We start from the raw sequence: 21762 nt of genomic DNA on the forward strand, positions 1-21762 counted from the left end.
GGGTGAGCTCCTGTTTTATTAGTCCTTAGTTATCGGAGAAGTCTTTGTCCAACAACATTTCCGTGCCGCAGAGGGATGAGTCCACGGCGGAATTCAAACCCGCGCTGTCCTTCGTGCAGGGCATCGCCCTTATTTTCGGCACCAACATCGGTGCTGGAGTCCTTTCCATTCCTTATGCCGCTCGCAACGGAGGATTCCTCGCACTCGTTATCGCCTTGCTCGTGGCCGGTACGCTCACGACCATTTCCATGCTGTACGTGGCGGAGTCTGCCATGCGCACCAAGGCGCCGCTACAGGTTTCCGGATTGGCGGAACATTACCTGGGGCAATGGGGCCGGTGGTTGGTTTTCGTGGCCATCATCGTCAACGGCATCGGCGCGCTCATTGCTTATGCCGCTGGTTCGGGCGACCTGATCAACAATATTTTCGGGTTGTCGCCGCTCCTCGGCACGCTGATCTTCTTTGGGTTCGGTTCCTGGGTGATGTACCGCGGGCTGCACACCACGGGTAAGACTGAAGGAGCCATCACCGCAGGCATGGCCATCATCATCGCTGTCCTGTGCGGATGGACGATCCTAGGCCCGGGAATCAAGATTGAGAACCTTTTGGTTCTTCACCCCTTCTTCATCGTCCCGATTCTGAACCTGGCGGTGTTTTCTTTCTTGGCGCAGTACGTGGTTCCGGAGCTGGTGCAAGGCATGGACCCGGCTAAGCCGCAGCAGACCGCGCGGGCAATCGTTATGGGCATGGTCATCACGGGCTTTACCCTGGCGTTGGTTCCTTTTGCTGCCCTGGGTCTGCTCGGCATGGAGGTCACCGAAGTAGTAACCATCGCGTGGGGCGAGGCCCTTGGCCCGGTGGCCTACTACATGGCCAATATCTTTGCCCTGGCGGCTATGTTGACCTCGTTCCTGGCGATTGGTTTTACCACCATGCGCAACGTTTTGGACATCTTCCACTGGGAAGGCGTGAAGGGACAGCGCATCGTGGCAGTAGCACTGACGGTTGTTCCGCCATTGGTGATTTCCATTGCTGGTCTCGGCGGCTTCGTTGCGGCGTTGTCCTATGCTGGTGGTTTCGCGGGCGCCATCATGTCCGTCATTCCGGTGATGCTGTTGCACGCTTCCCGAAAGAAGGGCGACCGCGACCCAGGCTGGAACGTGGGCGGACTCGCACACCCGGTAATCCAGGGCACCATCATCGTGGTCTACGTCTTGGCCTTCATCTACTCGATCATTTCCATCTTTGGGCTGGTGCCGGCAGGCTGGGCGTAGCACCGGCTTTTAGGGCCCTTCCGGTTTTAGAGTGCGTTGATTTTGTCCTGTAGTTGTCCGGAGTGGATGAGGCATCGCAAGATGTAGTGGTTGAGGTTTTTGAATCCCAGGGCGATGCCGCGTAGGTGTTCGAGTCTGCCGTTGATTGCCTCAACGGGACCGTTGGATGCGCCGATATCAAAGTAGGCGAGCACATCTTTGCGTCGACGCCACAGGGTGCGTCCCAGTTGGGCGAGCTCTTCTAAGCCTTTTGGTAGTCCTTTACGCAGGGTGTGGATGATGCGTTCCATGAGCTTTCTGCCTTCCGATTTCTTCGGATGCGCGTACGCTGCGATCACGTCTTGGTAGAGCAGCCACGTTACTTCTAGGGCCACGTAGTCGTCATCGGTGGCCCACAGCATTTCTAAGCGTTGCTTTTGCCGCTCGGTGAGATAGTTCGTCCTGGTCAACAGGGTGCGCCGGTGCTTGTACAGCGGGTCATCTTTGCGTCCGCGGCGCCCGGTTGTCTCACGTTGGAGTCTTTGTCGGCAACTGGTGAGCTTGTCGGCTGCCAGATGCACCACATGGAAAGGGTCCATGACTTTATTCGCCTGTGGTAGTTGCTCTTCAACTGCGGTGGCATAACCGGTGAACCCATCCATGGTCACCACCTGTATCTGCTCCCGGAAGCTGGGGTCGCGCTCTTTAAGCCACCCGCTGAGCACGTGGGCGGATCTGCCCGGTCGCATGTCTAACAAACGAGCAGGCCCACGCCCGTCCACCAGCGGGGTGAGGTCAACAAGTATGGTCACCAGGTTTGATGCCTGACCTGGTTTTCTGGTGTGTTTCCATACATGTTCATCGACTCCGAGGACGCGAACCCCGTCTAGGTGGCAGGGGTCGCCGTAGACAAGCTGGCGACAGGCATCCAGTGCGACCTGGTTGACCAGGTCCCAGCCCACACCGAGTGCTTTGGCGGTAGCTGACACACTCATCCGGTCAATAGCAAGGCGCTGCAAGATCCAGCGGGTGACCCGATAAGTGAGTTTGGCGCCGTCATCCGCGCAGGTTAAAGATTCTTGGAAGATCTTTCTCTTACATGAGACGGCTGTGCATAAGAATCTGGGGACTGTTACGTGCAGCCTAGTGGGGAATCCAACGACAGGAAGATCAACGAGTCGACGGGTGGTGTGGTCGCGCAGCTTTCCTGGCTGTCCGCAGTCCGGGCACACGCCGATAACGGCTACTGGCGTGGCCTCAATGATGGTCAACGCTCCGGTATCAGCGGCACCGGTGATGGCAAGTCCGATTTCCGCGGTACGGCAGATAGTGTCGGCGACGAGGTTTCCAGTAGGCTTCACAGTACGGGTCCCTGGTGGGTTTAGATGGTTGTGTAGGAACTTTCATCTTCACACCAGGGACCCCTACATGTTGTGGTGACCCGCTGAACCCGTCGTTTTCTACCTCACCCCGCTACGCACCCCGAAACCGGAAGAGCCGCTTTTAGACGCGACACCCGCCTACTTGCCAAAGTTCTGGCCAGATCTTGAGGCTGGGGCGACAACTTTGGCAGATCGGGCAGTTGTGGCTCAGACCTAGTTGCAGATCGTGCCGAAAAGACGGAAAGGCTGGGCAGCTCCAGGAATTTGGAGCGGCCCAGCCTTTCGGCGTGCGGCCTAGGCTATGGCCTAGAAGATGCCGTGGTCATGAAGTGCCTCGTCATCGGAGGGGACCTCAGAGATGGCATCCCACATCTCAACGAGCTTGCCGTCCTCGACGCGCCACAGCTCGCAATAGGAATGGCGCGCACCAGCGATGCTGCCTTCGGAATGGGTTAGAACGAACTGTCCTTGTGCAACCGTGCGGTGGATGCGCTCATACTCCAGCCCCTCGCCGTCTTCCTTCAGCTTGGTGAGGAAATCGACGCAGTTCTGGGCACCATCGGCGATATCAGGGGAGTGCTGGGCAAACTGATCATCGCGGGTGTTGTCGATGAAGCCGGAGTAATCAGCGCCGATGAGCGAGCGGGTGAAGAACTCGATGACGAACTCTCGGTTCTGCTCGGTGAGGCTCTCATCTCCGATCTCGGTAGCGCCATCGAGCTGCGTGCGGCCGCTTGCGTTCGGTTCTGCTAGGGGAACGAGGTTGTCCCAGTGCTCGACAATCTTGTCGCCCTCGACGCGGTAGATATCGAAACCGACGAAGGGCTCATCCTCGATGCCGTCGAAGCGGCCATGCAAAGCGACGAGGCCGTTGGCTTCATCGGCAATCACCCGGGCGTTGGTGTACTTCAGGCCCTCTCCCAGATCCGCGACAAACTTCTTGAGCCCTTCTGCATCATCAGCGATGAGGGGAGAGTGCTCCACGAAGTTGTCGGCGAAGTGCTTGTCCAGGACGGAGGTCTCGTGGCCATCGAAAAGCGCAGTGTGAACCTCGAGGACAAAGTTTCCTAGTGACGTCATGGAATCTCCTTAGTTGGCCACGAAGTAAGTGCGCTTGTTGACGAATTCATCCATGCCGTAGGGGCCCAGCTCGCGACCGTAACCGGAGTTCTTCACACCACCGAAGGGGACCTCGGCGCCCTCGGCCGCGTAGGTGTTGACGTTGGACATGCCGACCTCTAGGCGCTGGGCAATCTTCTCGGCGCGCTCGACGTCCTTGGAGAAGACGCAACCGCCCAGGCCGTACTGGGTGTCGTTGGCCAGCTCGAGGGCCTCTTCGTCGCTGCTGACCTTGAACACGGTGGCCACGGGGCCGAAGAGCTCTTCGTAGTAGACATCAGAGCCAACCGGAACATCGGTCAGTACGGCGGGGCTGAAGTAGGAGGACTTCTCATCCACGAGCTCGCCGCCGACGTGCAGGGTGGCGCCGGCCGCCACAGTGCGGTCGATCTGATCCTTGAGGTTTTCTGCCGCGCTGCGCGAAGACAATGGGGTGTAGACGGTCTCGGAAGCCTCCTGCGGGGTACCCGGCTTCATGGCCTTTGCGAGCTCGACCAGCTCTGCGACGAACTCGTCGTAGATATCCTCCATCACGATCAGGCGCTTGTTGGAGTTGCATGCCTGGCCGGTGTTGTACATGCGGGTCTCCCACGCATCCTTGGCTGCCTGCTTGACGTCATCGGTGTCGAGGATGACGTACGGGTCGGAGCCACCGAGCTCGAGTACCGCCTTCTTGAGGTTCTTCGCAGCCAGAGAGCCCACCGCAGCACCAGCGCGCTCGGACCCGGTGAGGGACACACCGCGCAGCTCCTTGTGCTCGATGATCTTCTCTGCCTGATCGTGGGTAGCGAAGATGTTGGTGTAGACGCCCTTGGGTACGCCGGCGTCATCCATGATCTTCTGGATGGCAAGCGCGGAGCGTGGGCAGATGGTGGCGTGCTTCAAGACGATGGTGTTGCCCAGCATCAGGTTCGGGGCAGCGAAGCGCGCAACCTGGTAGTAGGGGAAGTTCCACGGCATGATGCCAAGCAGAACACCGATGGGAAGGCGCTGAATGTAGCCCTTGCCGTCCATTTCGACGGGGATTTCCTCGTCGGCGGCGAACTTCGGGCCGTTGTCGGCATAGTAGCCAAAGATGGCGCCGCTGAACTCAGCCTCCTCAAGGCCCTCGGAGACCGGCTTGCCCATTTCGGTAGCGATGATCTCTGCGAGCTCATCCTTGCGCTCTTCGAAGAGCTCGGCAACGCGCGTGACTACCTTGGCGCGCTCCTCGATCGGGGTCTCGCGCCAGCTGAGGAATGCCTCGTGCGCGGAGTCGACAGCGGCCAGGACCTCCTGGTCAGTGGCGTGGTCAAAAGTCTCGAGAACCTCACCGGTAGCGGGGTTTTCTACGCGAAATCCGGACATTGCTTCATCCTCCAATGATTGAAGTGTGTATGGGTTGCGCCCCATTATGGGGCTGAATGTGATTTATTGCAAGGTGTTTGCGTTTTATGCCATATATCTCAGTATGGGCTTATGGGGTACTTGGGCTGAGGGGGTGAAAGGAGGCCACCTAGCCCCGCCAAGGCTGAATCCCTGCGCGGCGCCAGGCCTCCAAGAACTGGGTGGTCTCGGCTTCGTCTGTAATGGACACGCGCACGCCCTCATCGAGGTAGCGGCGGATGACCACGCCTTCATCAAGCATCTTCGTTTCCACCTCTTCGGCATCTGGGCGCGGCAGCCAGACGAAGTTACCGTAGGACTTCTCGGCTCCCAGTTCCGCGCAGACGCGGTCGCGTTGTGCTTTGGTGATCTCGACGGCGTCGTCAAGCTCGTCGTGGCGTTTGAGCACCTCCACCGCGGCAGTTTCTGCCATGGCGGTCACCGTCAGCGGTAGGGAGAGTAGCCGCAGCGCATTGATGATTTCTTCGCCCGCCACCGCGTAGCCCACGCGCATGCCAGCCAAACCCCACGCCTTGGAGAAGGTGCGCACGCCGAGCAGGTTGGGATAGCGCTGGTATTCCTCCACCGAATCCGGGGTATCGGAGGCGTCGTTGTACTCCCAATAGGCCTCATCGAGCAGTACGACGACGTCTTGGGGCACCCGTTCCATGAAAGTGCGGAATTCACCGCGCGTGATGACGGTGCCCGTCGGGTTATTGGGATTGCACAGGATGATGAGCTTGGTCTTGTCTGTCAGTGCATCGAGCACTGCCTCCAGATCGACGCGGTAATCCTTCGTGAGCGGGACCAGAATTGGTTCCGCTCCGGCCATGCGCACGTACAGGGGATAGGCCTCGAAGCTGCGCCAGGGCACGATGACCTCATCGCCGGTGTGGCAGGAGGCCAAGATGGTGGCCTGCAGGATGGGCGTGGAACCCGCAGAGACGAAGATATTATCCGCCGGAACATCTAAGTAATTGCACAAGGCATTGGTGAGCTCCAAGCTGCCGGGCTGTTGGTAGCGGTTGGTGGTGCGGGCGGCGTCGGCAACCGCGGCAATGATGTCCTCGGCGGGAGGGAAGGGGACCTCGTTGGAGGAAAGTTTCAGGGCATTGGGGAAATCCTTGCCCACCTTGTACTCGGGGAAGCTTGAGAGATCACTACGAAGCATAATCACGTCCTTTCTAAATCAGATCCCAGATGGTCACGGCCATAATCAGCAGGCCCATGCCGAAGACGAAGTAGTTCCACGGGTCATTGCGGAATTGCTTGTATACGTCCAACTTCTTGAACATGTACACCGGAACCAGGTAAACGATGAATGCCACGAAGACGCCGGAGACCACGGAAATCATCGAAATAATGGAAGGGTTGAAGATCGCCACGAGCGTGGTGCACACGAAGGCGATGACATAGATGATGTTGAGCAGCGTGCGGTGCGAGACCTTTTCCGCCAGCTTCGGCGCGGCGTTCTTCAGCAGGTATTCCGTGCCTTCTTCGGTGCCGAGCATGTGGCCAAAGTAAGAGGAGACGATGGCGCAGATGACCACGATGGGAGCCATGTAGGCCATGAACGGAGTGCCCGTGACGTTAGCGAAGTAGGAGAGCACCGGAATATTTTGCTCGAGTGCCTCATTCATGCCGTCGGCGCCAAGTGCGAGGACGCAGGACCACACGAAGAACATGGTGAAGACGACGAGCAGGATGGCGGTGTAGAACTCCGTGCGGGAGACGCGCTTCTCGGTCTTCTCGCCGTACTGCGGCTGCATGTCGATGGCAAACTGCGAAAGCGCCGCCATGTGGGAGAAGGAGAAGACCAGCACCGGAAGGATGAGGAAGATGCCCTTGAGCATCTGGCCCCAGCCATCGGCACCATCGTCGAAATGGATGAAGCTGTGCAGGTCCCAGCGCGGAATGAGGTAGACGGAGGTGATAGCCAGGGCGATAATCAGCGGGTAGACCAGCACTTGGGCCAGCCAAATCATGGGTTTGCGGCCGATGGCGAAACCGCCGGTCATGATTCCGACGCAGATGGTGGCGAGTAGCCAGCGGTCGATGGAGGGCCCGCCAAGCTGGTTGACGATGAAACTATCCACCGCGTTGGTAATGGAGACACCGTAGATCAGGACGGTGGAAAAGACCGTGATCCAGTACAGCACCGCGAAGCCAATTCCTTGGCCTTTGCCCAGGTACTGCGAAACCAGCTCGAGGATGTCCTTGCCATGGTCCTCCTTGGGTGCGCCCGCAACGATGCGTGCATAGGTGCGGTGTGAAAAATACACCAGCGGAAGGATGAAGACCGTAGCGAAGACGAGCGGCCAGAAACCGAAACCGCCCGCATTGAGCGGAAGGAAGAGGATGCCCGCACCCACCGCGGTGCCGAAGAGCGTAATGATCCACGATGCGGTGGAGGCGGCGGGGCGCTGCTTGGCAGCGTCCCCCTCGCCCACAATGTGCTCGCCTTCCTTCAGCTCAGTGGTGGGCGGCGTGGATGGTGTTGGTGGAGTATTGGCAGAGCTCATGGTGAGCCTCCTCTATTCGATGGGCAGGGAGTGGTCCTGGTCGGTGATGACGTTGATGAGCGCCGGTACGCCGTCCTCGGTGATGGCACGCAAGGCCCGGGCTACCGCCTCTTGTGCCTGCGAGTCATCGGTGACGAGCTCGCCATGCGCGCCGAAGCCGCGGGCGACGGCCGCGAAATCCGGGTTTATAAGCTGCGTGCCGGAGACGCGGTCGGGGAAGTGCTTCTTCTGGTGATCGCGGATGGTTCCGAACTCGCCATTGGACATGACGATGATGAGGAAGGGCGCGCCGTACTGCAGCGCGGTGGCTAGCTCTTGGCCGTTCATGAGGTATTCGCCGTCGCCAGCAATGGTGACGACGGTGCGCTCCGGGAACTGCAATTTGGTGGCTACCGCGGCCGGGATGGAGTAGCCCATCGACCCGTTGCGCACGCTGAACTGGGAGGGGTAGACCTGCGAGCGCAGGAACTGCTGGGCCCAGATGCAGTGGTTGCCGGCGCCGAAGGTGTAGATGGGATCCTGCGGCAGCTGCTCGTGGAGTGCTGCGAGGATGGCCTCCATGTGGGCGGTGCCGTCTTGTCCGGGGCGGTAGTTCGCTGGCTCGGGCAGGGTGGCGAAGTCGAGGTGGTTCGCGTGCGCGTTATCAAACCACTCACCGCGCTTGTCCGTGCCCTCGACGCTCAATCGGTCCAGGGTGTTGGCAAAGGCCACGGGGCTTGCCACGATGTGTTCTAGCAGCGCCACCGAGTGGCCACGCAGGCTGGTATCGGGATTGATGGCGATGTTGCGTGCCTGCGGAGACTGGCGCAAGGTATAGCCGTCGGTGGGGACGTCACCCAGCACAGCTCCTACCTCGATGACCAGGGAGGCGTCCTCGAGTAGCTGCGCCGCGTGCGGATCACGGCCATATCCGAGCCAGCCGGCGTTGGCGGGGGAGTCGAAAGGCACGCGGTCAGCGGCGCGGAAGTCTTGAATGATCGGGATGCGGTGCTCTTCGGCGAAGCGAGTGATCTTCTCTGCGGCCTCCGGGGTCCAGCGCGGACCGCCGGCAAAAATGAGTGGACGCTCTGCGTGGCTCAGCTCGCGGGAGAGGAGGTCCAGGTGATCGTCGGAAAGCGCGCCCTCCGATACCGGGATGGGTGGGTGGATGCTGCCGGTGAACTCCTGGTGGAGAACATCCTCCGGCAGGCCCACGATGACGGGACCGGGGCGACCCTGCTGGGCTTGGAAGAATGCCTCGGCCACAACGCGGGAGGCGCGCGATGGATAGTCGAGGACAAAGACCTGCTTGGCCTGGGTGCCGAACCAGGCCTTAGGGTCGAATTCCTGGAAGGACTCGCGGTCGCGGTCGGCGGTGGGAATGAGGCCCACGAAGAGGACGAGCGGGGTGGCATCCTGCCAGGCGGTGTGGATACCCACGTAGGCGTTGGCCGCCCCGGGGCCGCGGGTGACCAAGGCGACGCCCGGCTGGCCGGTGGCTTTGCCGTGGGCTTCAGCCATGTAGGTGGCACCGCCTTCGTGGCGGGTGACGATGGCCTTCACGGGGGAATCGTAGAGTCCGTCCAACACGGGAAGGAAGCTTTCGCCGGGAACAAGGAATGCGCGAGCGACGTTGTGCGCGGCGAGTGATTCGGCAATGGCGGCGCCGACGTGTGACATGGAAACCTCCTTGAAGTAGTTGTGTTGGTGGTCTCATTATTCTTTGGTGATGTCATGTTGTCTAATGTCTAGAAAGTTGGAAAGGCATACCCTCAGGGCATGGTTGGTGGTAAAAGTAGGGAAATGGACATGGTGAAGGCCAAATATTTCCTTGCGATTGTGGATTCCGGCACGGTGACTGCTGCTGCGGAACGCCTTGGAATAACTCAGCCGGCGTTAAGCCGGCAGCTTAGGCGCTTTGAAAAGGAACTGGACCTGGAGCTTTTCATGAGGGCTGGATCCTCACTAACACTGAGCGATGCAGCACACGCGCTGATCCCGACCTGCCGCCGCCTCCTCGCGGAATCCGCGCGCGCCGGGCAGGCGGTGGAGGCACTTCGGGCGGGCAGTGTCCCGGCGTTGCGTGTGGCGGCTACGCCGACGACGATTTCGACGCTACTTGCCCCTTTTATTGAAGCAGCTGGCTCAACTATCCCTCTGCTCACCACGACCCCGGTCACGCACTATGACGTTTTCGACGCACTGGAAGGCGCCGCCGACGTGGTGATTGCCACCATTCCGCCGGGCAATGACGTGGCCTCCCTGGCGCTGGGCACGATTCCGGTGCGTGCCTGGGTGCCGCCGACGCACCCGCTGGCGCTGGAGTGTGCGGGTTCGACAAGCGTGGAGGTCGAGCGCTTGCTGCAGGAAAATGTGGCGCTGCCCTCGCGGCGAAGTGTGTCTCGCGGGGTGGTGGATTCCTTCGTGGGCACGGCTGGCTACGCCTTAGGCTCGCACGTGGAGTGCGATGATACGGCGACGCTATGCGCCTTGGCGCGTGCCGGGCGAGCTGTAGCTTTAATGACGGAGCTGCAGCCGGCGCGGCTGGTGGGCTTCGACGTGGTCGATGGTGAGCGCGCTCTGGCAGGGGTACCGCTGGTCGCGGCCTGGTCCCCGGGACACTATGCGGGGGAAGAGATTGCGCAGATTGCCCAACGGTTCCGCAGTTTTATTGAGGGGTCGCTTCGCTAGGGCGTTTTCTTGGCGCTGGGCGCTTCGCGCGCCTAGTTTCGCAGTCGACAAAACTGCCCCAGTTGCCAAAGATCTGGCCAGATCTTGAGGCGGAGACAATAACTTTGGCGAGTAGGGCGGTTGCGCAGCACACAGCGGCGTGCCGTGTTACCTTGGAGCCTAACTTTCCGGGGGGAATGACATGAAACATGGCATTGTGTGCGGCCTATCTAAAGGTGCGCTTGCAACTCGCGTGCGCCGAGGAGAGATTACGCGACTTGCCAAGGGGCTTTATGTCTGGGGCAGGCCCGAGCCATTAGAACTATTAAAGCTATTACAGGAGCACAGGCCATTCCTTAAGGCGACAGGAACAACGGCTGCCCAGGTGCTTCTTGGCGAGACCGTGACTTTTCCACTGCGGCTCGCCAGTGTGGAGAGAATGCCGACATCAACCTTTTATGTGCACTCGCGGGTGAGCGTCGAGAGTTTCGTTACCTCGTCTGGGATCCGGGTCCTTAATCCTCTTGTCGCCATGAAATCTGTTAGTCCTGAACTGGGGATTCGCGTGTTTGAGTCCATCTACTCCTCGAAGGCCGGACGCGCCCGACTGGATAGTCACCGCGAAGCACTCAATGTCACCCCTGTTGCAAGCCAACGAATGCTAGAGCAGGCCGCGTTGTTCACGGATTCTGGTGCGGAGGTGAAAGTAGCCAAGGGGCTGAAAAGGCGTGGGCTCAAGGTCGAGTGCAACGTTGTTATCGGCCACTACACCTGGGACATCGTGCTCCCAGAGCTCAAAGTTGCGGTAGAAATCAACGGGATGAAATTCCATTCCCAGCAAGAGTCATGGTTGCGGGACCATTGGAAGAACAACGAGGGCGCACTGATTGGGTGGCTAACGCTGCGCTATACAGGTCATTGCGTGGCGCATCATCTGGACTATGTCATTGACCAGATAGCTAATGCCAGGAATCCGGACTTTGAGAAGCGTTACTTCAAGTTCATCGGTTTCTGGCACGAGGGAGTGTTGCCGCCCAAGCCGAAACCGTGGGAATACAGCGAGCACTTGGGGTATGTGCCGCCTGTGCCGCCGGAACCACCCGACTATCCAGAACCGCCCGACTTCCCGGAGCCACCCGACTGCCCTAGGTGACGAAGTTATTGCCAGATCTTGAGTCAGAGGCGAAAACTTTGGCAGGACGGGCAGTGTGGGGCATGTTCCTGGCAGTTGTGCCCGGCAGCATACGGCTGACGCTAGGCAGCAACCAGCCCCTCAACGATGAGCGCCAGGGCCGCGCTGATAGCCACGACGAGGACGATGCGGTTGAGCACCTTGGCGTTGATGAAACGGTTGAGGTAGCTGGCGGCGATGAGGCCCACGATGGCTACCGGCAGGTAAGCCGCGGCAGCGGTGAGCTGCAGGCTGGTGATTTGCCCGCTTAAGCCCAAGATCGCCAGCGAGATGGTGCAGCCGATGATGAAGGTACCCGACAGGGTGCCGCGTATGCGGGCTGGGTCATAGCCCTTGAGTACCAGCGCCATGGGCGGGCCGCCGATGGAGGTGGATGTTCCCAGGAACCCGGAGGCAACGCCTGCCACCGCAATGTTGGCGGTGGTGCGCTTGGGAGACCAGCCGAGGCTGGACAAGGTCATGGCAAAGATGACGGCGCAACCGATGAAAATGGACAGCCCGCGGTGGGAGAGGGAGGCAATCGCCCACGCGCCGAGCAGCGAGCCGGGGATGCGCGCGATGGAGGAGACGGCCACGATGTCCCAGGACACCGCCGAGCGCGACTTGAGCATTGTCGTGGTGGAAATGACAAAAGCCAGCAGGAGGATAAGCGTGGGAACGAGCTCCGGCTTAATCAGCGCCAAGATTGGGGTGGCGATGGTGCCCAAGCCGAATCCGATGGTTCCCTGGCAGATTGTGCCCACGAGGATGAGCAGGCCGATGAAGATGTAGAGCCAGCTGAACATTGCTCTACTATCTCACGGCAAGCTTTAAGCGCGGACGGTGACCTTCTCGTTCGCCGCGATGTCCTCCAAACGGTCGGCTGAGCACAGGCCCGCCACAATGACGGCGGAGCCGCCTGCGGCCAGCGGTTCGAGCACTGCACGCTGGAAGGAAGTGGTGTCCGTCCAGCCCTGTGAAAGCACGCGCTCAGCGCCCAAATCCGTGGGGAAAAGCTCCGGCAGTGGGGTCGTGGTGCCATAGAAGTGATCACCATAGAAGCGCACGGTGGGGCCAAAGTCGATGGTACCGAGCGGCAGCTCGCCGCCGCTTTCGACAACGCCGCGGCCAAAAGGATCCTGCGTGACTAGCACGGTATCGACCAGTGGGGCTGACACAGAGTCGGCGCCCGCCGCAGCCTTGAGAAAGGTCTCCGGGGAGGTGAAAACCACGGCGATATCGTCGGGAGTTGGCTCTGCAGCAGCCGCACCATCCGTCATGTCAAAGGGGATGCCCGCGGCTAGTGCCCCAAGCGCAATGACCGCGGCCTGCCACGACACCGGAAGGTCGATGAGTATGCGGGAATCGGCGCCGGGTTCAAGGTCGAGCTCTTCTAACAGCATGTTGGCAATCTTGGAGGTCCAGTTCTCCAGCGTTTGCGCCGAGAAGTCCATGCGGGTGCCGTCAGTTTCGTTATAAACACTGAGCCGGGGAGCAGAGGCATCGGCGGACAGGAGATGCTGTAGGAGTTCCATGTCCGCCCATCGTAGGTGGCAGGCGCTCAGCCCGCCACGAACGACCGGTGACTAGGCCCTTGAGTCTGCTGCGAGTTCACCTCGCAGCAGACTAGTTCACGCAGCGCGGGCCGTCGCCGCCAGCGTCGATCTCAGGCGAGACCTCCGCGGTACCGAAATCATCGCCCGGGGTACCAACTTGCTGAGTGTCGCCACCCTGGCTGGGCTCCGCAGCAGCCTCTTCTTCCTGCGCGGAGTCATCCTTCGGGCCGGAGTAATCATCAGTAGCCACCACGATGAAGGTATCCGGCTCGAGCTCTTCGTTGGCCGTGACCGGCAGTCCGCCGAGCTGCTCAGCCAGGGCCCGGGCGCGCTCATCGTTAGCATCCGCGGCCACAATCTGGGACTCGGTATACAGGCCCGACTGCGCATTGGCCGTGCGCTCCACGGTGTAGCCCACGTTCTTCAGCCACGCGCCGATTCCGCCGGCCATTCCGTCGACGTTGCCGGCGTTCAGGACGTGCAGGTTGAGGTTTTCAGCCACGGGCTTCTCGCCGTTGTCGCCGCCCTCGTCCGAGGCGGCATCCTCAGACTTTTCTTCTTCCTCGGCTTTTTCTTGGGACTTAGCCAAATCTTCCATGAAGCGGTGGACCTCTGCGGTATCGATGGTCACCACCGATTCGCCATAGTCACCCACGCCGGTAATTGAGGTCACCGGGATCGTCGTAAAGGTCACGTTGCCGCCGGCCAGCCCGGCCAGCTGGGTGACGAAGCCCATGATGTCCCAACCGTCATCGATGACCACGGAGCGCTCCACGGCATCGGCAATCTTGTTGAGTTTGCCAGGGGAGGTCAGCGTGCCCGAGTCCAGCACCTTCGAGGTCAGCGATGCCATGTAGGCCTGCTGGCGCACGATGCGGTCAAGGTCACCGCGCGGGAGATCATAGCGCTGGCGCACGAAGGAGAGGCCCTCGGATCCCTGCAAGGTTTGGCGCCCGGCCGGGAACTTGGCGCCCGACATCGGATCATCGACGGCGTCGTTGAGGCAGACGTCGACGCCCCCGACGGCGTCGGTAAGCAGCACGAAGCCTAGCAACCCCACCTCAGCGTAGTGATCAACGCTGACATCAGTGAGTTGGTGCACCATCGAAATGAGGCCAGAACGGCCGGCCTCCGTGCTTTCCTTCTCAATCTCCTTGTCCGTATGAGGTGCCTTTTTGCCCGCTGCTTCAGCCTCCGTGTTGTCCTGCTGCAGCTCCTCCATCTTGGCTACCTTGTGTTGCGCAAAGACTGCGTTGATCTTCGTGTTTCCGAAGTCTTCGTCGTGGACATAGGTATCGCGCGGAATGGATACTGCCGTGGCGCGCGAGCCATCGTTGGGAATACGGATCACCATGATGGTGTCCGTGTTTTCCTCACCTTCGTCCACGCCGGCATGCAGATCTGCCAGCTCCTGTTCGGAAAGCGGATTCCCCTTGGCATCGGTGCGGGAGTCCTTGCCCACGAGCAAGATATCGACCGCGCCATCGAGACTGCTGTCCTTGAAACCACCCTGGTTACCCAGCGCCAGGTTGGAGGCGGAGGAAATATCATTTCCCAGTTTTCCCACGGTGAAGTAGCCCACGCCGGAGAGCACCAGGACGACAGCAGACAGGAACGCGACGACGGCCTTCACCGGCGTCGATCCTCGTTGGGTGGTGGGCGCGGACTGCGAGGGCGCGGCCTGGATATGGCGGGCGGCGCGCGGGGAGTTCGGGGAAGTCACGGGACTAGTTTAGGTGAGCTCGCTGCAAAAACGTGAAGCAGTGTCGCGGGCGCGTGCGCGCGCTGGCGTTGGGTACGCTCAAATTTATCGTGAAGAATATACAGAAACCCCTGGCCGTGGTCACCGTGACCTTTTCTCCTGGCCGTTACCTCAGCGATTTCTTGTCCTCGCTGCGCTTGGCGACGTCCCGCCCAACCCTCACCATCCTCGCCGATAACGGCTCGACCGATGGGGTGCCGGAAGCTGCCGCGCGGGAGCACGCGGACGTGGAATTCCTCGATACCGGGGGAAACCTCGGTTATGGCGCCGGAATGAATGCCGGCGCGCGTTTCGCTCGGGCGAAGGGCGTCGATGAAGAGTTCTTTCTCATTGCTAACCCGGACGTGACGTTTAGCGAAGGTTCTCTGGATGAGCTGATCGCGTGTGCGCGCCGCCACCCAGATGCCGCGGCGGTGGGGCCGCGCATCGTGGAGCCGGATGGTAGCAACTATCCCTCTGCTCGCGCGGTGCCGACGTTGCTGACGGGTGTTGGCCATGCGCTCTTTGGCACAATCTGGCCTTCCAATCCGTGGTCGCGCGCCTACCGCGATGATGCCGACATGGACAGCGAGCGCCCAGCCGGCTGGCTATCCGGCTCCTGCCTGTTGGTGCGCTGGGAGGCTTTTGAGCAGATTGGCGGCTTTGATGAGCGTTACTTCATGTATTTGGAGGACGTGGACTTAGGTGACCGCTATGTCCGCGCCGGCTGGCGCAATATCTTCTGCCCCACGGCGGTGATTACCCACGCCAAGGGCCATTCGACGCAGGCCCATCGCGGCGCGATGCTGCGTGCCCACCATGACTCCGCCTATCGCTTCCAAGCGGATAGGCACCCGTACTGGTACCAAGCGCCACTGCGCGCGGCTTTGTGGCTGGGGTTGCGGGTGCGCGGGCTGGTTTTAAGCGCGTGCCGCGACGGCTCCTAGGGCTGGGGCGCTTATACACTAACGGTGGCTTATCTGAAAAGAGATTAAGGAACGATATGACTGAATCAGCGCCCCAGTGGGGATCGACGGCCGATGCCGTCATTCTGGTGGGAGGTCGCGGCACCCGTCTGCGCCCGCTGACGATTGGCACGCCGAAGCCGATGTTGCCCACGGCCAACTACCCATTCCTTCAGCACTTGCTTGCTCGTATCAAGGAAGCAGGAATCGAGCACGTGGTGCTTTCTACTTCCTATAAGGCGGAGGTCTTTGAGGAGTACTTCGGGGACGGCTCCGAGCTGGGCTTGGAGATTGAGTACGTGGTGGAAGAGACCGCTCTGGGGACTGGTGGCGGTATCCGCAATGTCTATGACAAGTTGCGCCAGGATACGGTCATGGTGTTCAACGGTGACGTTTTGTCCGGAATGGATCTGAACGGCATCCTCGATACGCATCACTCCAAGGATGCGGATGTGACGATGCACCTGCTCAACGTTGCTGATCCTCGCGCTTTTGGTTGTGTTCCGACGGATTCTGAGGGCCGGGTGACGGCCTTTTTGGAGAAGACTGAGGATCCGCCGACGAACCAGATTAATGCTGGCTGCTACGTGTTCAAGAAGGATGTTATCGAGACTATCCCGGCAGGCCGCGTGGTCTCCGTGGAGCGCGAAACCTTCCCGCAGCTGTTGGAGTCGGGCCGCCTTGTGGTCGGACATGTGGACAACTCCTACTGGCGCGATATGGGCCGTCCGGATGATTTCGTCCGCGGTTCCTCTGATCTGGTGCGCGGTATTGCGCATTCGCCGTTGTTGGTGGGCCGCACGGGTGAGTCCGTGGTGGATGAGTCCGCGGGTATTGCCGGTGGCGTGCTCCTTCTGTCTGGTACGGCGGTGGGCCGCGGTTCCGTCATTGGGGCGGGTTCACGTTTGGATGGCACGGTGGTCTTTGATGGCGTGACCATTGAGCCGGGCGCCATCATCAACAACTCCATCATTGCCTCGGGTGCTCACATTGGTGCGAACGCGCATATCGATGGCTGCGTTATCGGTGAAGGCGCCACTATTGGCGCGCGCTGCGAACTGCAGGGCGGCATGCGCGTCTTCCCAGGTGTGAGCATTCCGGACGCGGGCGTGCGTTTTAGTTCCGACGCCTAGGTGCTGCCGCGCAGTGGAATAAAGCGATAGGAAAGCGCGGAGAGCAGGGGGTGTCTCTCGGCGCTTTCCTTTTCTTGTGTATGAGTAACGGCGCCGAAGGCTAAGCGATACACGTGGCCGTGACTCGTGGTTTTCGTGGTGCGAATGAGATCCATGTGTTTTGCCGGACTGGGTGGCGACACGCCGAAGAAACCTTGGAATTGTTCACAGGATAGGGAAAGGGTACTACATGTAGTACCCCCGACGATTACCCCCCGACTAGGAGATCTGTGACTGATGTGAAAGTTGGGGACTCTGTACAGCGTTTTCGCTGGAGCTGCGCAAAAATCTTCCGCGACAGGTTGACGATATTTAGTGATTCGGTGTGAAATGACATCAGTGTAATAAACGGCACGGCGGGCGCGGCACCGAGAAATCTTTTCGGTGTAGGGTCGGTGCCACCGAATTAAGAGAGAAACGACCTCGGAGAAAGGAAGCAGCGTGGACAATACAACGAATAACGGCGCTATTCTCCGTGGCGGTGCTGCTGCAGAGATGTCGCTCGATGAACTCTTTGGTGCCGTCGAGCAGGAGTGGCAAGACCAGGCGCTGTGCGCCCAAACGGACCCGGAAGCATTCTTTCCCGAAAAGGGAGGATCTACCCGCGAGGCTAAGCGCATCTGCCAGGCCTGTGCGGTGCGTGATGAATGCCTCGAGTATGCCCTGGAGCATGATGAGCGCTTCGGAATCTGGGGTGGACTGTCAGACCGTGAGCGTCGCCGCCTCAAGCGTGAAATTGGTTAGAGCGTAGCGCAACCGCGAGCGAACAACCTTACTTCCCCTTTGTTGTTGGGCTTAGAGTTCAACAGTAAGGGGGAGCAGTGGTTTTACCAGGTAAAGCGCGGATCAATATCTCCTGGATCGACATTGAGATAATGTGCCACCAGCGCGGTGAGCACTGTGGACAGTAGTTCTTCGCGCTCCTGGGCAGAATGCACGCGCTCCTCCACGGGCATGCGGAAGATGACCAACCGTGCGCGTGTGGGCTGCCCATCGGAATCGACACCCGCGGGGACAATGCGTCCGAGCGGAACCGGGCCATCGGCGATGATTTCATCCGGCATCACGGTCATATCCACGGATAGGCGCATTCGGGGCACGGTATCGACCGCGAGATCGAGCCCGGTGAGCTGTTCCGCGAAAGCATTGTGGATGGGTGCGTAGGCCTCCAGCACGGCCATGTCGAAGCGCTCGGCGCTGCTGCGGTAGCGCGGTGTGTTGTGGGGGAGCAGGGGCCCGCGTGCACCGCGGCCATGGCGGTGGCGGGCCGGGCGAATATGCGGGCGGGGCGTGCTCATGCGGCTTAGTTTAAGCCGCCCGGAACAGGGCTTGCGGCGAGACGCGCCGCGCTGGACTATCTAAATCTCAAGTTAGGGTTTAGACTTGGGCCCGTGAATAGCTCTCGCCATTGCTCCCGCCCCGGCTGCGGCCGTCCCGCCGTGGCGACGTTGACCTATGCCTACGCGCAGCAAACCGCCGTCGTGGGCCCACTGTCTGAAGAAACCGATCCCCACGCCTGGGACCTGTGCGAAAAGCACAGCGCCCGCATCACCGCCCCGCAAGGTTGGGAGATGGTGCGCGTTGACCGCATCGAACTCGATGAGGATGATGACCTCACCGCGCTCGCGGAAGCCGTCCGCGAGGCCGGGCGCGTGACCACAGGCTTGGTGGATGATTCCACTGCTGGTTCCGGTGCCGATCCGATTGACTATTCCGCCACCTTCGACGGCGCCGATCCGCGTAACTCCAACCACCCTGTGTTCCGCACCCGCCGAGTGTACGATGCCCGCCAGCGCCGCCGCGCTCACCTGACTGTGGTGCCGGACGCAGAGTAGCCATTCGGGCGCTTTCTAGCCCGTCGGACACTGACTGGTCCGTCGGACGCGGTAGCTCGCGTCCGACGGGGGTATGCTTGTGGGCTATGCGAACTCGTGAACAGCTCAATGCAGTGATCAAGGCCTATGACGTCCGTGGTGTCGTGGGCGAGGACATCGATGAGAACCTCGTGCGTGATACTGGTGCGGCCTTTGCCGCGATTCTCCGCGGGGAAGGGGAGAGCACCGTGGCGGTGGGCCATGACATGCGTCCTTCCTCCCCGCAGCTGGCCGCTGCTTTCGCGGAGGGCGCTGCTGCGCAGGGCCTTGATGTTATCCAGCTCGGTCTGACGTCTACCGATGAGCTGTACTTTGCCGCCGGCCACCTGAACTGCGCGGGCGCTATGTTTACCGCCTCCCACAACCCGGCGAAGTACAACGGCATCAAGCTGTGCCGAGCGGGTGCTGTTCCGGTGGGCCAGGAGACAGGTCTGGAGCAGATCAAGGACATGCTGATCGATGGCACTCCGGCCTTCGACGGCGAGCCGGGCACCGTCACTGAGCGTGAGGTTCTTCCGGATTATGCGGCATTCCTTCGCGGCTTGGTGCCGCTGGAGAACTCCCGCCCACTGGTCGTGGCTGTCGACGCCGCGAACGGCATGGGTGGACACACCGTCCCGGCGGTCTTTGAGGGGCTGCCTTTCGACGTGCGTGACCTCTACTTCGAGCTGGACGGCACCTTCCCCAACCACGAGGCGAACCCGCTAGATCCGAAGAACCTGGTGGACCTGCAGAAGTTCACCGTTGAGCAGAAGGCGGATATCGGCCTGGCTTTTGATGGCGATGCGGATCGCTGCTTCGTGGTGGATGAGAAGGGCCAGCCGGTGCCGCCGTCTGCTATTTGTGCACTGGTGGCGGAGCGCTACTTGGACAAGTTCCCAGGCTCCACAGTCATCCACAACCTGATTACGTCGAAGACGGTTCCGGAGCTCATCGCGGAGAAGGGCGGCAAGGCCGTGCGCACCCGCGTGGGCCACTCCTTCATTAAGGCCCAGATGGCCAAGGAGAAGGCGGTCTTTGGTGGTGAGCACTCCGCTCACTACTACTTCCAGGAATTCTGGAATGCGGACTCCGGCATGCTCGCGGCCATGCACGTGCTGGCAGCCCTGGGTGAGCAGGACAAGCCGCTGAGCGAGCTGATGGCCCAGTATTCGCGCTACGAAGCCTCGGGAGAGATTAACTCCACCGTGGAGGATCAGAAGGCAACGACCCAGCGCGTGCTGGATGAGCTGGCGGACAAGATTGAGTCCGTCGACGAGCTCGATGGCGTGACCGTACAGCTCAAGGGCACTGCCGCCTGGTTCAACGTCCGCGCCTCCAACACCGAGCCGCTGCTGCGCCTCAACGTTGAGGCTAAGACTGAAGACGAGGTGCAGGCCATCGTCGACGAGGTCCTCGGCATCATCCGCGCCTAGCGTGTGAAGGCACGTGCCTTCACACGAAGGCCTCGAGCCTTGAGACGAAAACTGCCCTATCTGACGATTTTCCCCGCGTTCATTGCGGCGGGAGCGATAACGTCGTCAGATAGGGCAGTTTTAATTGGGACGAGCCGGCTTAGTCGCGCGAGTGGTTGACCATCTCTTCCCACTCGACAAACTTCTTGCGCTCGCGACCCTCGGCCTCACCCAGGGCGCGCTCGGCGGCGTCAAGCTTCTTCCAGCCCTCCCAGGTCAGGTGCTCCAGGCCCTTGGACTTGAAGAGCTCGACGATGTCCTCGTCACGGGAGTGGGAGAGGTTGCCTGCTTCGGCGTCGGCAAGCAGCATGCCGATGGTCTCCGTGGCATCGGACTTGGTGTTGCCGATGAGCCCCACCGGGCCGCGCTTGATCCAGCCGGTGGTGTAGAGGCCCGGGACGATATCGCCGTCGAGGTCAACCACGTGGCCGCCGTCGTTGTTGATGACGTTCTTCTGCTTATTGAAGGGAACGCCCTCGATGGCATCGGAGCGGTAGCCCACGGCCAGGTACACGGCCTGTACCGGCCACTCGGTGAACTTGCCGGTGCCGGAGACAGAACCATCGCCGTTGAGTGCGGTGCGCTCGGTCTTCACAGCGGTAACCTTGCCGTTTTCACCGATGAACTCCACCGGCTGCTCGAAGAGGTGGATCTGTAGGGTGTGCGGGGCATCCTTCGGCTCACGGATGGCGTAGCCTTCCAGAGTCTGGCACACCAGGTCGCAGGACTTGGCCTCTTCGCGGGCCTTGAGGGAGGCTTCGTCGTAGTCGATATCCTCCGGGTCCACCACCACGTTGATGGTCGGGGAGTGGTCGAGCTCCTTGAGCTCCAGCGGGGTGAACTTGGCCTGCGCCGGGCCGCGGCGGCCGAAGACGCGGACGGTGGTGGCCTGGTTCTTGGCCAGGGACTCATAGACGTTGTCGGGAATCTCGGTGGATTCCTTGAGCTCATCGCCGGTCTTGGCCAGGATGCGGGCCACGTCGAGGCCCACGTTGCCCACGCCGATCACAGCGACGTCGGTAGCGGAGAGATCCCAGGAGCGCTCAAAACGCGGGTTGCCGTCGTAGAAGCCAACGAATTCGCCGGCACCATGAATTCCTTCGAGGTCAGAGCCGGGGATCTGCATGCCCAAGTCGCCGACTGCGCCGGTGGCGAAGACGATGGCGTCGTAGTACTCCTCGAGTTCGGAGACGGTGACATCGCGGCCCACGTTGATGTTGGACAAAAGGCGGATCTGTTCGGTGTCGAGCACTCGGTGCAGGGAGTTAACGATTCCCTTAATGCGCGGGTGGTCCGGAGCCACGCCGTAGCGGATGAGCCCGAAGGGGGCGGGCATCTGCTCGATGAGATCGATCTGAACGTTGCCGCCGGTTTTCTTCACCAGGATGTCGGAGGCGTAGATGCCGGCTGGGCCGGCGCCGATGACGGCTACTTTCAGGGACTGCTGGGTCATGATGGCCTTTCGGAATGTTGTAGTAACTAACGAAAGCTTAGGTCTAAACAAGCGTGGGTTTCATTGAACCGGCTTGTCTGCTGTAG

Annotated in this window: 19 protein-coding genes; 8 read left to right on the top strand and 11 right to left on the bottom strand. The window is 60.7% G+C overall.

Annotated features, from left to right (window positions below; genetic code table 11):
* Window positions 1-44 precede the first annotated feature (44 nt).
* The gene (locus CAURIM_RS03335) at window positions 45-1274 is read left to right on the top strand and encodes an aromatic amino acid transport family protein (RefSeq protein ID WP_070719600.1); all 1230 of its coding nucleotides are present in this window, start codon (window positions 45-47) and stop codon (window positions 1272-1274) included.
* A gap of 26 nt (window positions 1275-1300) precedes the next feature.
* Here CAURIM_RS03335 and CAURIM_RS03340 read toward each other — a convergent pair whose 3' ends face one another.
* The 6 genes from CAURIM_RS03340 to CAURIM_RS03365 form a co-directional block, all read right to left on the bottom strand.
* Complete coding sequence (locus CAURIM_RS03340; protein WP_201828605.1) at window positions 1301-2614, bottom strand: ISL3 family transposase; 1314 nt, start codon at window positions 2612-2614, stop codon at window positions 1301-1303.
* 327 nt (window positions 2615-2941) lie between these two features.
* Window positions 2942-3715: a nuclear transport factor 2 family protein gene (locus tag CAURIM_RS03345; protein ID WP_070719601.1), complete on the bottom strand. Its 774-nt coding sequence runs from the start codon at window positions 3713-3715 to the stop codon at window positions 2942-2944.
* Window positions 3716-3724: 9 nt separating this feature from the next.
* On the bottom strand, window positions 3725-5101 hold the full coding sequence (locus tag CAURIM_RS03350) for an NAD-dependent succinate-semialdehyde dehydrogenase (protein WP_070730632.1): 1377 nt from the start codon (window positions 5099-5101) through the stop codon (window positions 3725-3727).
* A gap of 148 nt (window positions 5102-5249) precedes the next feature.
* Complete coding sequence (locus CAURIM_RS03355; protein ID WP_144656017.1) at window positions 5250-6290, bottom strand: histidinol-phosphate transaminase; 1041 nt, start codon at window positions 6288-6290, stop codon at window positions 5250-5252.
* Window positions 6291-6303: 13 nt separating this feature from the next.
* Window positions 6304-7641 carry an aromatic amino acid transport family protein gene (locus tag CAURIM_RS03360; RefSeq protein ID WP_201828604.1) on the bottom strand — a complete coding sequence of 446 codons (1338 nt, stop codon included), beginning with the start codon at window positions 7639-7641 and terminating at the stop codon, window positions 6304-6306.
* A gap of 12 nt (window positions 7642-7653) precedes the next feature.
* Window positions 7654-9300 carry a thiamine pyrophosphate-dependent enzyme gene (locus CAURIM_RS03365; protein ID WP_201828603.1) on the bottom strand — a complete coding sequence of 549 codons (1647 nt, stop codon included), beginning with the start codon at window positions 9298-9300 and terminating at the stop codon, window positions 7654-7656.
* Between the two features lie 129 nt (window positions 9301-9429).
* Here CAURIM_RS03365 and CAURIM_RS03370 point away from each other — a divergent pair, with 129 nt between their 5' ends.
* Window positions 9430-10311 (top strand): LysR family transcriptional regulator, encoded by an 882-nt coding sequence (locus tag CAURIM_RS03370; protein WP_236659314.1) that lies wholly within the window; start codon window positions 9430-9432, stop codon window positions 10309-10311.
* Between the two features lie 181 nt (window positions 10312-10492).
* Window positions 10493-11443 carry a type IV toxin-antitoxin system AbiEi family antitoxin domain-containing protein gene (locus CAURIM_RS03375; protein WP_070644155.1) on the top strand — a complete coding sequence of 317 codons (951 nt, stop codon included), beginning with the start codon at window positions 10493-10495 and terminating at the stop codon, window positions 11441-11443.
* Window positions 11444-11544: 101 nt separating this feature from the next.
* Here CAURIM_RS03375 and CAURIM_RS03380 read toward each other — a convergent pair whose 3' ends face one another.
* The 3 genes from CAURIM_RS03380 to CAURIM_RS03390 form a co-directional block, all read right to left on the bottom strand.
* Window positions 11545-12267 (bottom strand): sulfite exporter TauE/SafE family protein, encoded by a 723-nt coding sequence (locus CAURIM_RS03380; RefSeq protein ID WP_201828601.1) that lies wholly within the window; start codon window positions 12265-12267, stop codon window positions 11545-11547.
* Between the two features lie 24 nt (window positions 12268-12291).
* Window positions 12292-12996 carry a TIGR03089 family protein gene (locus CAURIM_RS03385; RefSeq protein WP_201828600.1) on the bottom strand — a complete coding sequence of 235 codons (705 nt, stop codon included), beginning with the start codon at window positions 12994-12996 and terminating at the stop codon, window positions 12292-12294.
* Window positions 12997-13087: 91 nt separating this feature from the next.
* A complete protein-coding gene (locus CAURIM_RS03390) occupies window positions 13088-14740 on the bottom strand; it encodes an LCP family protein (protein ID WP_201828599.1) in 1653 nt (550 codons plus the stop codon).
* Between the two features lie 89 nt (window positions 14741-14829).
* Here CAURIM_RS03390 and CAURIM_RS03395 point away from each other — a divergent pair, with 89 nt between their 5' ends.
* The 3 genes from CAURIM_RS03395 to CAURIM_RS03405 all read left to right on the top strand — a co-directional run bounded on the left by CAURIM_RS03395 (window position 14830) and on the right by CAURIM_RS03405 (window position 17639).
* Window positions 14830-15705 carry a glycosyltransferase family 2 protein gene (locus tag CAURIM_RS03395; RefSeq protein WP_236659313.1) on the top strand — a complete coding sequence of 292 codons (876 nt, stop codon included), beginning with the start codon at window positions 14830-14832 and terminating at the stop codon, window positions 15703-15705.
* A gap of 56 nt (window positions 15706-15761) precedes the next feature.
* Complete coding sequence (gene manB, locus CAURIM_RS03400; RefSeq protein ID WP_070446197.1) at window positions 15762-16856, top strand: mannose-1-phosphate guanylyltransferase; 1095 nt, start codon at window positions 15762-15764, stop codon at window positions 16854-16856.
* 534 nt (window positions 16857-17390) lie between these two features.
* Window positions 17391-17639 (top strand): WhiB family transcriptional regulator, encoded by a 249-nt coding sequence (locus CAURIM_RS03405; protein ID WP_005528147.1) that lies wholly within the window; start codon window positions 17391-17393, stop codon window positions 17637-17639.
* An 83-nt stretch (window positions 17640-17722) separates the two neighbouring features.
* On the opposite strand, the gene CAURIM_RS03410 is transcribed toward CAURIM_RS03405, so the two are convergent.
* Entirely contained in the window at window positions 17723-18193 is a 471-nt protein-coding gene (locus CAURIM_RS03410) for a metallopeptidase family protein (RefSeq protein WP_070644146.1), read from the bottom strand.
* A gap of 93 nt (window positions 18194-18286) precedes the next feature.
* On the opposite strand from CAURIM_RS03410, the gene CAURIM_RS03415 reads away from it, so the two are divergent.
* Window positions 18287-18730, top strand: a complete 444-nt coding sequence (locus CAURIM_RS03415) for a DUF3499 domain-containing protein (protein ID WP_083308507.1) — start codon at window positions 18287-18289, stop codon at window positions 18728-18730.
* An 86-nt stretch (window positions 18731-18816) separates the two neighbouring features.
* On the top strand, window positions 18817-20184 hold the full coding sequence (locus CAURIM_RS03420) for a phosphomannomutase/phosphoglucomutase (protein ID WP_201828598.1): 1368 nt from the start codon (window positions 18817-18819) through the stop codon (window positions 20182-20184).
* A 139-nt stretch (window positions 20185-20323) separates the two neighbouring features.
* Here the strand turns inward: CAURIM_RS03420 and CAURIM_RS03425 are convergent, their stop codons facing one another.
* Window positions 20324-21676 carry an FAD-dependent oxidoreductase gene (locus CAURIM_RS03425; protein ID WP_201828597.1) on the bottom strand — a complete coding sequence of 451 codons (1353 nt, stop codon included), beginning with the start codon at window positions 21674-21676 and terminating at the stop codon, window positions 20324-20326.
* Between the last annotated feature and the right edge of the window lie 86 nt (window positions 21677-21762).

The organism is Corynebacterium aurimucosum, assembly GCF_030408555.1.
Classification (GTDB): Bacteria; Actinomycetota; Actinomycetes; order Mycobacteriales; family Mycobacteriaceae; genus Corynebacterium; species Corynebacterium aurimucosum.